Here is a 12,893-nt window from a genome sequence, read left to right as displayed (position 1 = left end):
AGCAGGCACCGATCGCCTACGAACAGCAGTCAGCTCCCCTGACATTTGCCGCATAACGAAACGAACAGGTGTCCACTCATCGGGGACAAGACCCCGGCTGCTTGCCGGTGATGTGCCCGCGGGCGGCAAGTGCGACATCAAGACCCTCGCCACCCGGGCCGGGGTCGCCCGAACCGGCTTCTATCCCAAGAAGAACCGCGACGGCTCGCCTCGGCCTGGCCCCTACCAGCACCTGGCGGAGGAGTTCGAGCGACGGCTGGCCGGGCTCCAGGAGCAGGGCATCGTTCCGGACCCGCGGGCCGCGCAGATCGAACGCCTCAAGGAGCAGGTCGCCGGGCTCAAGAAGCGCCTCGCCGAACGGGATGAGCAGTTCGACGGGCTCACCAACTTCAGGCAGCGGGCCCTGTCACAGATCGCCGCCCAACGAATGGAGATCGAACGGCTGCGCGACGTCTTGACCTCGCCGTCCAATGTCCGGGCCCTGCCCAACAGTTCACGAGCAGACGCTCCGTTCGGATCGTGCAGCTGACCGCGGCCTTGGCCTCGGCCCCCACCGGGCTTGACCGGTGCGCCGCGCCGTCGGCCGTGATCAGCAGTCGTCGCCGCTGGCCAGGAGCTTGACGACGCCAGTCTTCCGGGCTTCGAGATCAGCAAGCATGCGGGAGGCGGCGGACGACAGCAGCACGCTGGCTCCTCCTCCGGGCTGGCTCACTGGGGTGAGTGGTGGCCGGGCCGGGACCTATCCTGTCCGGGCGGTCGACGACTGCCCGGACAGGTGGGTGAGCACGGTCTACCGGCGGGTCTCCTTCCACACAGCCACGACCGACGGCCTCGGCAGTTTGCCCGGCCCGTCGGGCCAGGTTGAGCCCGGCTTCTCGGCCGTGGCGCCGTCGAGCTCGCCTGGGTGCTGGGGTGCGACCAGGATGCGGTCCTTGGTGATGATGGGGCCGCAGCACTCGGCGCCCTTGGGCATGGTCAGGAACTGCTGCACGTGGCCGCGCTCGGAACCCTTGAGCGGGACGGCGAAGAGGCCGTCGTGGAAGCCGAGGGCCGCGCCGTCGGTGGCGATCCACAGGTTGCCGTGCTCGTCGAAGGCGACGTTGTCGGGGCAGGAGATCGGGCTGACCTGGTTCTTGTCGAAGCCGGCGAAGTAGGTGGAGGGGTCGTTGGGGTCGCCGCAGACCAGCAGCAGCTTCCAGTGGAAAGTCTTGGCGGCGGCGTCGGAGTGGCGCTCCTCCAGTTCCAGGATGTGGCCGTGCTTGTTGCCGGTGCGGGGATTGGCTTCGTCGGGGCGGGCCTTGCTGGTGGCGCCGCGGTCCTTGTTGTTGGTCAGGGCGACGTAGACGCGGCCGGTGTGCGGGTGGGGCTCGATGTCCTCGGGGCGGTCCATCTTGGTGGCGTCCACCTTGTCGGCGGCCAGGCGCGTGAAGACGTACACCTCCTCCGCGCTCATCCCCGGCACGTGCGACTCCGAGCCGGTGGCGAGGGGAATCCACTCGCCCCTGCCGTCGAACTCCGCGTCGGACGGGAGCTTTCCGGTGCCGTCGATCTCGGCGGCCGGGCTGTCGCCGGTGAACTTGGCGACGTACAGGGTGCCTTCGTCGAACAGGTGCATGTTGTGTTCGCGGGCGGCGCGACTGGCGCCCCTTTTGTAGGGGTGTGTGGAGACGTATTTATAGAGGTAGTCGAAGCGTTCGTCGTCGCCCATGTAGAGCGCGACGCGGCCGTCGGCGGTGATGCGGGGTTCGGCGGCTTCGTGCTTGAAGCGGCCCAGCGCGGTGCGCTTGCGCGGCGTGGAGGTCGGGTCGTAGGGGTCGATCTCCACCACCCAGCCGAACCGGTTGGCCTCGTTGGGTTCCTTGGCGAGGTCGAAGCGGTCGTCGAAGCGTTCCCAGCTGCGCTGGCTGGCGCCGGTGGGCAGGCCGTAGCGGGCCAGGCGGGCCTTGGCGAGCGGGTCGGTGACGGCGGCGGCGTTTGCAAAGTACTGGTTGAAGTTCTCCTCGCCGGACAGCACCGTGCCCCACGGGGTCACTCCGCCGCCACAGTTGTTGAGGGTGCCCAGCACCCTGCGGCCGGTGGGGTCGGCGCTGGTCTTGAGCAGGTCGCTGCCCGCGGCCGGGCCGGTCAGCAGGATCGGCGTGGTGGCGGTGATCCGGCGGTTCAGGACGTCGCCGGTGACTGGCCACAGCCGCCCGGAGTGCCGGTCGGCGCGGACCGCGAGGACGGTGAGGCCGTGGGCTGCCCAGGCGATCTCGACCTGCTCGCGGGTGGGGTTCGCGGGGTCGTACCCGTAGAACATGATCTCTTCGTTCGTGTACTCGTGGTTGACCACGAGCAGTTTTTCGTCGTGCCGGTGCCCGGGCAGGTCGAGCATGGCCATGTAGTCGCAGTTGTAGCCGAACTGCGAGGCCTGGGCCTTGGCGCTCTGACGGCGGGCGTCGAAGCGGGGGGCGCCGTGCAGGACCCGGTCGCCCCAGCGGATGACGACCTGCTGGGCGTAGCCGGGCGGGACGGTGACGGTGTCGGCGGTGTTCGGCGGAACGGGCTCGAAGCGCAGACCGCGGGGCAGGTGGTCATCGGCCGGGCGGGGACGGGCCGCTGCGGGGCCCGTCTGCGCCACGCCGGCCGCCGAGGCCAGGGCGAGAACCGCACTGCCCTTCAGGGCGCCGCGGCGGGACAGAGCCCGGTGGACGATGTCCCCGAAGTAGGGGTTGAGTGAGCGGTTGGGGGCGTCGTGGGAGCAGGCGTCACCGCACCGGTAGCGGCAGGTGAGGGCCGAGCGAGCCGTGTTGTGGCTGGCCTGCAGCGGCAAGTGTGCCGCACGGTCGTTCTCGCCGCCGAGCTGTTCGGGCACGGGATTCCTCCACGGAGATCGGACGGGGTACAGCCACCTCCACGTATAGGCGGCCGTCGATGCACATGACGCTAGAAGTTCTACTCCCGTCGGGTCGCGACCACCAGGTGAACGAGCGGAGAACTCTACCGGCCGTGCCGCGGCATGCTCCGCCCGTATGCTCCTTTTGTGTGGATGACCTGCGCTGATTTTCTACTTTCAGTGACTACAGCGTGACCTAGCGAGAGCATTGAACATGATCCGTCTATATAGATAACCAGCGATCGTTCATGCCTGATGGGCCTGTCGTACACCTGCTGTTCACATAGGCCAGGTTCGATCCAAGTGTCCGAACGGGGTGCGTCAGCGCACCTGATCCAGACAGCCGGGAACAACCGGCAGACACGAGGGTCGAGAGTCGTGAACATTTCCACTTCGCTGCGCCGGGCCACGGTACCGCTGGCCCTGACGGCCGCTGTGGCGCTGACTGCAACTGCGTGCGGCGGGGCCGACGCGGGCTCGTCCGGCGGTGACGGCAGCAAGCTGTCCGGCACCGTCAAGGTCGACGGCTCCAGCACGGTGGCTCCTCTGTCCACTGCCGCCGCTCAGCTGTTCCAGGCCCAGGAATCGGGCGTGAAGGTGACGGTCGGCACTTCCGGTACGGGCGGCGGGTTCGAGAAGTTCTGTGCCGGCGAGATCGACGTTTCCAACGCCTCCCGTCCGATCAAGGACGAGGAGAAGGCCAAGTGTGAGCAGAAGGGCGTCAAGTACGAGGAGTTCATGGTCGCCAACGACGGCCTGTCCGTCGTGGTGAGCAAGGACAACGACTTCGTCGACTGCCTGACCACCGCGCAGCTGAAGAAGATCTGGGAGCCGGGTTCCAAGGTCACCAACTGGAACCAGGTCGATCCCAAGTTCCCCGACCAGGAGCTTGAGCTGTTCGGCGCGGGCACCGACTCGGGGACCTTCGACTACTTCACCGATGCGATCAACGGTGAGGAAGGCGCCTCGCGCACGGACTACAACCCCAGCGAGGACGACAACGTCACCGTCCGCGGTGTATCCGGCTCCAAGGGCGGTCTGGGCTACTTCGGCCTGTCCTACTTCGAGGAGAACCAGGACAAGCTGAAGGCGCTGAAGATCGACGGCGGCGACGGCTGTGTCGCCCCGAGCGTGGAGACGGTTCAGGACGGCAGCTACAAGCCGCTCTCCCGGCCGCTGTTCATCTATCCGAAGGCGTCCTCGCTCGAGAAGCCGGAGGTCGAGAAGTTCGTCGAGTTCTACGTGGAGAACAACGCAGAGATCGCTGAGAAGTCCCTCTTCGTGCCGCTGAACGCCACGCAGGAGGCGGAGCTGAAGAAGGACCTCGAGAAGCTGAAGGCCGCACACCAGTCATGAGTTCTTCCCTCACCGGGCGGCGTGCCGCTTCGGGAAGCGATGGCTTCCTGAAGCGGTCCCAGCCGCGCTACGGCGAGAAGGCCATCAAGGTGCTCCTGGTGGCTGCCTCGCTGGTCTCGGTGCTGACCACGGTCGGCATCGTCATCGCCCTGATCCCGCCGGCCGGCGAGTTCTTCTCCAAGGTCAGCTTCGGCGAGTTCATCACCGGCACCAACTGGTCCCCGCTGTTCGAGCCGCCGCACTTCGGCGTCCTGCCGCTGGTGGGCGGCACCTTGATGGTCACCGCCATCGCCCTGCTGGTCGCTGTTCCGCTCGGTCTGGGCGCCGCGGTGTACCTGAGCGAGTACGCCAACCGCCGGGTCCGCAATATCTTCAAGCCGATGCTGGAAGTGCTCGCGGGTATTCCCACGGTTGTCTACGGGTTCTTCGCGCTGAAGGCGATCACCCCGTTGCTGCAGGACTTCTGGCCCGCCGGAGACGGCCCGCAGATCTTCAATGCGCTGGCAGCCGGGTTCGTCATGGGCATCATGATCATCCCGACGATCGCTTCTCTCGCCGAGGACTCCATGAGCGCGGTGCCCCGCGCGCTGCGCGACGGGGCGTTCGCGCTGGGCTCCTCCCGTATGCAGGTTTCCATTCGCGTGGTGTTTCCTGCCGCGCTCTCCGGCATCGTCGCCGCCGTGGTGCTGGGCATCTCCCGCGCGCTGGGCGAGACCATGATCGTCGCGATCGCGGCCGGCGGACAGCCGAACCTGTCCTTCAACCCGCTGGAGGGCATGCAGACGATGACCGCGTTCATCGCCGCCGCCGGCATCGGCGACCTGCCCACCGGATCGACCGGCTACCAGACGATCTTCGCCGTGGGCGCGCTGCTGTTCGTGATGACCCTGGTGATGAACCTGCTCAGCATTCGTCTGGTGCGCAAGTACCGCGAGGTGTACGAATGAGTTCTTCCGTCATCGACCGCGACCCGGCGGCGCCGGACGTCCCGGCGCAACCCCGCCTGAAGGGCAAGGGCACCCCGCTGCGGGACCGGGTCTTCCACCTGTCGCTGTGGGTTTCGCTCGCCGTCGCCGTCGTCTTCCTCGTGTCCCTGCTCGCCTACGTGATCACCGAGGGCTGGCCGCGCCTGGACTCGCGGCTGTGGACGAACTTCCCCGACATCATCTCTCCGGAGAACGGCGGTGCCCAGTCCGCGATCATGGGCACCATCTGGGTCATCGGCTGCACCGCCCTGTACTGCCTGCCGACCGGCATCCTCACCGCGATCTACCTGGAGGAGTACGCCGACTCCAGCCGGTGGTGGAACCGGGCGATCGAGATCAACATTCAGAACCTCGCCGCCGTCCCCTCCATCGTCTACGGCATTCTCGGACTCGGCATCATCTCCCGTGGCCTCGGTTTCGGGCAGACCGTGCTGACCGCTTCGCTGACGCTGTCCCTGCTGGTCCTGCCCGTGGTGATCATCTCCTCCCGAGAGGCGATCCGCGCGGTGCCGCAGTCCATCCGGCAGGCGTCCCTGGCGCTGGGGGCCACCCAGTGGCAGACGATCTGGCGTCAGGTCCTGCCCGCGGCCGTCCCCGGGATGGCCACCGGCTCCATCCTGGCCCTCTCGCGCGCCATCGGTGAGGCGGCCCCGCTGCTGCTGCTCGGCGGCCTGACGTTCATCACGTTCAACCCGACCGGCGTGCAGAGCCAGTTCACCGTCCTGCCGATCCAGATCTTCAACTGGATCAGCCAGTCCCGCGCCGAGTTCGTCTCGCTCGCCTCCGCCGCCATCGTCATCCTGCTGGCGATCCTGCTGGCGATGAACTCGATCGCGATCTGGCTGCGTAACCGCTACTCCCGCACCTGGTGACCGCCATGACTTCTCTGACCGAACAGCACCAGCAGCCCGCCGACTCCCCGCAGGAGACCGCCATGACCACAGACTCCGACGCCGCCGGCGGCACCCGCACCCCTCAGGTCACCTTCCGCGAGGCCCCGTCTCTGGCCAGCCCCGTCTTCGAAGTCGGCGGTCTGTCCGTCTTCTACGGAGACCACGAGGCCGTCCGCGACGTCAACATGACCATCGGGCATCGGCAGATCACCGCGATGATCGGCCCGTCCGGCTGCGGCAAGTCAACGGTGCTGCGCTGCTTCAACCGCATGAACGACCTTGTGCCCACCGCCCGCGTCGCCGGCAAGGTCCGCTACCACAACGAGGACCTGTACGGGAAGGACGTCGATCCCATCGAGGTCCGCCGCCGCATCGGCATGGTCTTCCAGAAGCCCAACCCGTTCCCGAAGTCGATCTACGACAACATCGCCTACGGGCCGCGCGTCGGCGGCTTCAAAGGCAACCTCGACGACCTGGTCGAGGAGACGCTGACCCACGCGGCGCTGTGGGACGAGGTCAAGAACAAGCTCAAGAGCTCCGCGCTGGCGCTGTCCGGTGGTCAGCAGCAGCGGTTGTGCATCGCCCGCACCATCGCGGTCAAGCCGGAGGTCATTCTGATGGACGAGCCGTGCTCGGCTCTGGACCCCATCGCCACCGCGAAGATCGAGGACCTCATGGAGCACCTCGCCCAGGAGTTCACGATCCTTGTCGTCACGCACAACATGCAGCAGGCCGCCCGAGTCTCGCACCGCACCGCGTTCTTCACCGCCGACGTCGACGATCAGGGCGTGCGACACGGCCGGCTGGTGGAGTACGACGAGACCGAGCGCCTGTTTTCCAACCCCTCCGACCAGCGCACCGAGGACTACATCTCCGGCCGCTTCGGCTGAGCGAAACCCGCGCCGCAGCTGCCCTTTGCGCGCCGCCACACGTGAAGGAGACCTCCGGGTGACCCCCGAAGAACGATGGCCACCAGCCGGTGGCCCGGACGACGGCAGCAGCCCGCCGCTGCTGCTGGCCGAGCCCGACGAGGAACTCGCCGCCCGGGCCATGGCGCGTTTCACCGCGGCCGGCGTGCGCGTGGTCGCCTGCCACGACGGCGCCGAGGCACTGCTGCAGGCCGGTGCCCACCACCCGGGTGCCGTGCTGCTGGCCGCGCCTCTGCCGGTCGTCGACGCGGCGGCCGTCACCGCGCTCATCGGGCGCCTCTCGCCGGTACCGGTCATCGTCGGTGCCGGCCCGGACGGAGCTGAGGAAGCCACCGCGGCTCTCGCGGCCGGTGCCGTGGCGTTCGTCGCCCGCCCCTACCGGATAGAGGAGATCTTTCCTCTGCTCACCGCGGGTATGAAGCGCGGTGACGGTTCCGCCGACACGCTCGTCGTCGGCGACATCGAGCTCGACCCGGCCGGGTTCCACGTCTTCGTCAAGGGCCGCTCCGTGCAGCTGCCGGTGCGCGAGTTCATGCTGCTGCGCTACCTGATGCAGCACGCCAACCGGCTCGTCTCCCGCAGCGAACTCACCCAGGCGCTGTGGGGCACCGACAGCCCGGAGAGCAACACCCTCACCGTGCACGTGCGCCGGATCCGTAGCCGACTGCGGGAAGGCGGCGGCAGCTGCTGCACCATCGACGCCATCCGCGGCATGGGCTACCGCCTGGAATGCAGCAAGACCGCACGCTCCACCGTCCAGCCCTCCCACTGATGCAGGCCGGACGGCCAAGGGGGTACGCGATGAGCAGCCAGCCGGACGACGAGGAGTCCTACATCGTCCTGCCGACGTGGGCCCAGTCCTACCCGCGCTGGGGCGCCGTCCACGGCCGTCACCACATCCCCACCGTCGGTACCGTCCAGCATGCCAAGCGCTGGTACGCGGCGACAGTACGCTGCCGCTTCCAGGCCACCGGTCAGCAGGAGTGGCACACGTTCACCACGACCCCGCAGACCCTGATCGAGATCATCAACGCTCCGACCCTCGCGGAGGCCCGCACACTGATCTCTCTGTGTCTGACCGACGCGGCACCCTGACCGGGCCGCGACCCGAGACGCCGGCCGGCGGGCTGCATGGCGGTGCCCCGCCGGCCGGTCCACCCATCGAGGACGGCAGGCCGGCGCCGAACAGCGGCCGCCAGGCGCTCACACGTCCAGTACCGGCCCCGCGACGCGGCCGTGCTCCATGGTCCAGGCATGCGCTGCCACCTGAACGGCATCCCACGGGGACCCCAGCGGCGGGGTGTAGGACAGGTCGAGGTCGCTGATCGCATCGACGCTCATGCCGTGAAAAAGAGCGGTGGCGCAGATGTCGATCCGTTTGGAGACCTCCGCGCCGCGCCGTCCGACCAATTGGGCTCCCAGCAGCCGACCGCCGGCCGTGTCCCCGGTGACGCGGGCGGCGATCGGCGTGGCGCCCGGGTAGTACGCCTTGTGGTCATCCGCGTTCACTGCGCTGGTGGCCGGCTTCCAACCGTCCTGTGCTGCGGCTGCTTCGTGTTCGCGCAGACCGGTCCGGGCCGCGACCAGGTCGAACACCTTCACCACCTGCGTGCCCAGGCTGCCGGCGAAACGCCGGCTGCCGCCCAGCGCGTTCTCGCCCGCGACCCGGCCCTGCTTGTGGGCGGTGGTGCCCAAAGGCAGCCAAGTCGCCCCGAGCATCCGGTGGTGGGTGACCACGCAGTCCCCGGCGGCGTACACACCGGGCAGCGAGGTCCGCATCTGCTCATCCACCTCGATGGCGCCCTTGATACCGAGCCGGGCACCCGCCTCGGCGGCCAGCGTCGCATCAGGGCGCACACCGACGACCACGAGGACCAGGTCCACGGTCCGCGTCACCGGCTCACCGGCCGGTCCGGTGGCCCGCACCCCGAGCCGGCCTGCCGCCGCTCGGGAGACAGCCTGCACGGTCGTGCCGGTGAGGACGTCGACGCCGTGCGCGGCCAGCTCCTCGTGCACCAGCGCGCCAAGGTCCGCATCCACGGTGGGCAGCACCTCGGGCAGAGCCTCGATCTGGGTGACCTCGATGCCGCGGGTGGTCAGAGCCTCGGCCATCTCCAGACCGATGTAGCCGGCGCCGATGATGACGGCGCTGGCGGGCCTGCGGTGGTCGATGCTGTCCATGAGCGCGAACGTGTCGCCCATGCTGTGCAACAGGTGCAGCCCGTCGGCCGGGGCAAGAGCGTCCAGGCCGTCGATGGGCGGGCGGACGCTGACCGCGCCGGTGCCCACGACGACCGCGTCATATGTCAGCTCCTCCGCCTGCCTGGCCCCCTCCTGGACCGTCACCGTGCGGGCGGCCGCGTCGATGCGCAGGGCGCGTGTGTCGGTGCGCACCCGCATGCCGGTCGCGGCCAGGTCGTCGAGGGTGCGGTGAGCGAGGTGGGTCCAGTGCGTCACCTCGCCGGAAACATAGTAGGGAATGCCGCAGATCGAGTAGTTCGGGTAGGCGTCGGCCACCACCACGGTGACCTCGCTCGCCGGGTCGAGCTCCCGTGCCCTGAGCGCGGCGCTGATCCCGGCGTCGCTTCCCCCGATGGCGATGAGACGCGTCACGAGGCACTCTCCTCACTGGTGCGACCGGCCGCGCCGGCCACGTGCTCGGCCGCGCCGCCGCCGGCGGGTGGCAGCAACTCGGCGGCGAGACGGTCGATGCGCCTCTGAAGCGTGTCGCGCACCGCCCGGGCGCTTTCGATGTCCAGGCCCCGCAGGTCCGGCAGATCCCAGTCCACATAGCGGCGTCCAGGTCTCACGGGGCAGACATCCCCGCAGCCCAGGGTCACCACCACGTCCGCGGCCTCGATCACTTCCGCAGTCAGCGGCTTGCAGAACTCGCCGTCGGCCTGCAGACCCTGCTCGGCCAGCAGCCGACTGACGACCGGAGCAAGCTCATGCGCGGGCACCGATCCGGCCGTCGCCACCCGGACCGCCCCACCGGCCCGGCGGCGCAGCAGTGCACCGGCCAGCTGGGAGCGGCCCGCGTTCTCGGTGCACACGAACAGCACCTCCGCCACCGGCTTCGGCTCCAGACCCCGGGCACGGGCCAGGGCGCCCAGGCGCTGATCAGCGAACCGCTCCACCGACACCGCCAGGTGCCGGCGCAACACCGCCCGGCCGGTCAGCAGCGCCGCGCACTCGCTCACGTATCCGGCAACAGTGGCCCGCGAAAAAGCCTGCCGGTGCCGCCGTGCGAGCCGGTCGGTGATCCGCTCCAGGACGGGGGCGAAATCACTGAGCGGCGGAACCGGCGAGCCAAGGGAGGACTGCTCGTGCACGTCACACCTCCTGCGCAGAACACCAACCCTCATCATAGTCATACGTCTATATCTGCGGCTCGCCGTATCGAAAGTGAACTGTAGGTGAACAAGGAGTGGTGGGGCGTCCGGAAGCAGGAATCGGTCCTACCGGCCGCTTATGGTGAATAGATGGCTATCACTGCGTACGACGCCTCCCAGACGGTCGTGGACGAGGCGGAGACCGCTGCGTGCGGTTCCCATCTCGCCTGCCTGCTGATCGACCGTCAAGAGGCCGAGCGCATGGCCACCGTCCTGAAGGCCATTGCCGACCCGACGCGGCTGCAGATACTCAAGCTCATCCAGCGTTCCCCGGACGGCGAGGCATGCGTCTGCGATCTGACCGTCTGCCTCGGTCTGCGTCAGCCCACCGTGAGCCATCACCTGAAGCTCATGACCGACGCGGGACTGTTGAACCGGGAGCGGCGGGGCACCTGGTCGTACTTCTCCATCAACCACCAGGGCTTGAGCCGGGTGCGCCTCATTCTGGAGCCCACCGGCCCCTGACCCGGCCCCTCACACCGTTGCCCGCAACGGTGGACGCTGCGGCCCGGCGACCGGCCGAGCGAGCGCGGCCTGCAGGCAGTCGGCGAGCAGCTGCTCCAGCGCGGTGTCGGCGTCTTCGCGGCGCGCCAGCTGGACCACGGCCGCTTCGACGGCCCGTCGGCCAGGTCCGTGCAGAGCCATCCAGTGCGCCCACCGGCCGCCCGCCTGGCAGGCGAGGCTGCGATTGCGGGCCGCGTCCCGGCGTCGGCCGGCCCTGCGGCGCACACCACGGCCCGGCGCCCCGTGGGCGAGGATGCTCCAGCACACCGCCTCCACCCGGTCGGCCGCCCCGGGGCCGAGTCGCCCGACGACGGCCAGCGCGGGCGCAAAGGCGGCCAGCCGGCTTCGTGCCGCATCACTCATCGCGTCATTCACCGCCCTCGCCACCGCACCGAGCAGCTCGTCGGTGCACTGTGGGTTGTCACTGAACGGCACACCTGCCAGTAGCGAGACGTACTCCATCAGACAGACCCCGTCAGCCGGCTGCAGGTGGGCGAAGCGGCGCAACACGAGTGGTGCCTCAAGCGGAGCATTCACGGCCTCTTCCCCTCTCGTACAGGTACGGTCAGGTGCCCAATAGGACATGGATAAGTGCGTAGGCGGCTGCTGCTGCGAGCCCGGCGCCGGGCATGGTCAACAGCCAGGCCACCCCGATGTTGCGGGCAACTCCCCAGCGCACGGCTGAAAGCCGACGGGTCGCACCGGCGCCCAGAATCGCCGAGGTGATGGTGTGGGTGGTGGAGATCGGCGCGTGCCACACGAAAGCCGTCGTGTACAGCACGGAGGCTGCGGCCGCTTCGGCAGCGAAGCCGCGGGGCGGATCCAGGTGGACGATGCGCCGGCCCAAGGTGCGGATGATGCGCCAGCCGCCCGCATACGTGCCCGCGGCCAGCGCGGCTGCGACGGCGCCGATGACCCACCAGGGGACGTCGAAGGTGTCTTGCTGGCCCGCGGTCACCAGGGCCAGCACGATCACGCCCATGGTCTTCTGCGCGTCCTGCAGCCCGTGCCCCAGGCCCATCGCCGCGGCTGACAGGGACTGCGCCATGCGGAACCCACGGGACGTCTTGCTCGGGGTGGTCCGCCGGAACATCCACAGGATCGCGGCGTGAATCAGGTAGCCCAGTGCGACACCGAGCAGCGGCGAGAGGATCATCGGCAGAACGATCTTGGTCAGTACGCCGTCCCAGTACACGCCGCTGGCAGCCGCCAGGGCGGCTCCGACCAGCCCGCCGATCAGTGCGTGCGAGGAGGAGGTGGGCAGTCCCAGCCACCACGTCAGCAAGTTCCAGCAGATCGCGCCGATGAGCGCGGCGAAGACGACCGTGAGCCCGTGGGAGCCGGCCGGAGTGGCGATGATGCCCGCACCCACCGTCTTGGCCACACCCGTCCCCAACGCCGCGCCCACCAAGTTCATCGACGCGGCCAGCGCCAGCGCGGCACGCGGGGTCAGCGCCCGGGTCGAGACCGAGGTGGCGATCGCGTTGGCGGCGTCATGGAAACCGTTGGTGAAGTCGAACGCCAGGGCAATGACCACCACGACCACGAGCGCGGCCAGATCCGCGTCCATGCAGAACTACTCCGATCGGCGCGACACTGATCATAGACATCTACCTATTTCAGTTACGCTATCACCGATGCCGATCACCCACGGGCCGCCGGCCTGTCGTTGTCGGTCGGGTTGAACCTGAGCAGGGCGGCTCCGGGTAAGCGCCGAAGTGTGAGCTCCTTGGGCTCGATGCACATTCCTGGCCACCAAAGGCCGCGGCTTGGGGCCGACTCCGCACGGGTGGAAGACAGAAGCAGGCGGGCAGTCATCACCAAACCGCCGACTTCTTGGCCGCTCGCCACTCCGCCATCCTCTGGGACTGCTGCATGATCGGGTGACAGCGGGGTTTATGCAGCCAGGGCTGCGGCTGGGGTCATGATGGTCTCGTACTCGACGGGGGTCAATCGGG

13 protein-coding genes are annotated in these 12,893 nt (G+C 68.7%); 8 read left to right on the top strand and 5 right to left on the bottom strand.

Annotated features, from left to right (window positions below):
- The first annotated feature begins 43 nt into the window (after positions 1–43).
- Positions 44–529: a hypothetical protein gene (locus ACGFYH_RS36780; RefSeq protein WP_393807524.1), complete on the top strand. Its 486-nt coding sequence runs from the start codon at positions 44–46 to the stop codon at positions 527–529.
- A 261-nt stretch (positions 530–790) separates the two neighbouring features.
- Here the strand turns inward: ACGFYH_RS36780 and ACGFYH_RS36775 are convergent, their stop codons facing one another.
- Positions 791–2,854 carry a PhoX family protein gene (locus ACGFYH_RS36775; protein ID WP_393807522.1) on the bottom strand — a complete coding sequence of 688 codons (2,064 nt, stop codon included), beginning with the start codon at positions 2,852–2,854 and terminating at the stop codon, positions 791–793.
- 399 nt (positions 2,855–3,253) lie between these two features.
- Here ACGFYH_RS36775 and ACGFYH_RS36770 point away from each other — a divergent pair, with 399 nt between their 5' ends.
- The 6 genes from ACGFYH_RS36770 to ACGFYH_RS36745 all read left to right on the top strand — a co-directional run bounded on the left by ACGFYH_RS36770 (position 3,254) and on the right by ACGFYH_RS36745 (position 8,134).
- Complete coding sequence (locus ACGFYH_RS36770; protein WP_393807521.1) at positions 3,254–4,231, top strand: PstS family phosphate ABC transporter substrate-binding protein; 978 nt, start codon at positions 3,254–3,256, stop codon at positions 4,229–4,231.
- Positions 4,228–5,178: a phosphate ABC transporter permease subunit PstC gene (gene pstC, locus ACGFYH_RS36765; protein WP_393807520.1), complete on the top strand. Its 951-nt coding sequence runs from the start codon at positions 4,228–4,230 to the stop codon at positions 5,176–5,178. The genes ACGFYH_RS36770 and pstC overlap by 4 nt, the downstream gene beginning before the upstream one ends.
- Positions 5,175–6,089: a phosphate ABC transporter permease PstA gene (gene pstA / locus ACGFYH_RS36760; protein WP_393807519.1), complete on the top strand. Its 915-nt coding sequence runs from the start codon at positions 5,175–5,177 to the stop codon at positions 6,087–6,089. The genes pstC and pstA overlap by 4 nt, the downstream gene beginning before the upstream one ends.
- Positions 6,090–6,151: 62 nt before the next feature.
- Positions 6,152–7,000, top strand: a complete 849-nt coding sequence (pstB, locus tag ACGFYH_RS36755) for a phosphate ABC transporter ATP-binding protein PstB (RefSeq protein ID WP_393807523.1) — start codon at positions 6,152–6,154, stop codon at positions 6,998–7,000.
- Between the two features lie 58 nt (positions 7,001–7,058).
- Complete coding sequence (locus tag ACGFYH_RS36750) at positions 7,059–7,811, top strand: response regulator transcription factor (protein WP_393807518.1); 753 nt, start codon at positions 7,059–7,061, stop codon at positions 7,809–7,811.
- Positions 7,812–7,840: 29 nt separating this feature from the next.
- A complete protein-coding gene (locus ACGFYH_RS36745; protein WP_393807517.1) occupies positions 7,841–8,134 on the top strand; it encodes a hypothetical protein in 294 nt (97 codons plus the stop codon).
- Between the two features lie 108 nt (positions 8,135–8,242).
- On the opposite strand, the gene ACGFYH_RS36740 is transcribed toward ACGFYH_RS36745, so the two are convergent.
- Positions 8,243–9,652 carry an FAD-dependent oxidoreductase gene (locus ACGFYH_RS36740; RefSeq protein WP_393807516.1) on the bottom strand — a complete coding sequence of 470 codons (1,410 nt, stop codon included), beginning with the start codon at positions 9,650–9,652 and terminating at the stop codon, positions 8,243–8,245.
- The gene (locus ACGFYH_RS36735) at positions 9,649–10,371 is read right to left on the bottom strand and encodes a low molecular weight phosphatase family protein (protein ID WP_393807515.1); all 723 of its coding nucleotides are present in this window, start codon (positions 10,369–10,371) and stop codon (positions 9,649–9,651) included. The genes ACGFYH_RS36740 and ACGFYH_RS36735 overlap by 4 nt, the downstream gene beginning before the upstream one ends.
- 150 nt (positions 10,372–10,521) lie before the next feature.
- Here ACGFYH_RS36735 and ACGFYH_RS36730 point away from each other — a divergent pair, with 150 nt between their 5' ends.
- Entirely contained in the window at positions 10,522–10,896 is a 375-nt protein-coding gene (locus tag ACGFYH_RS36730; protein ID WP_393807514.1) for an ArsR/SmtB family transcription factor, read from the top strand.
- Positions 10,897–10,905: 9 nt separating this feature from the next.
- Here the strand turns inward: ACGFYH_RS36730 and ACGFYH_RS36725 are convergent, their stop codons facing one another.
- Entirely contained in the window at positions 10,906–11,472 is a 567-nt protein-coding gene (locus tag ACGFYH_RS36725; RefSeq protein ID WP_393807513.1) for a hypothetical protein, read from the bottom strand.
- 28 nt (positions 11,473–11,500) lie between these two features.
- Positions 11,501–12,505 (bottom strand): anion permease, encoded by a 1,005-nt coding sequence (locus ACGFYH_RS36720; protein WP_393807512.1) that lies wholly within the window; start codon positions 12,503–12,505, stop codon positions 11,501–11,503.
- Between the last annotated feature and the right edge of the window lie 388 nt (positions 12,506–12,893).

The organism is Streptomyces sp. NPDC048392 (genome assembly GCF_043200575.1).
Taxonomy (GTDB): domain Bacteria; phylum Actinomycetota; class Actinomycetes; order Streptomycetales; family Streptomycetaceae; genus Streptomyces.
This window is presented reverse-complemented; position numbering and strand designations above follow the sequence as displayed.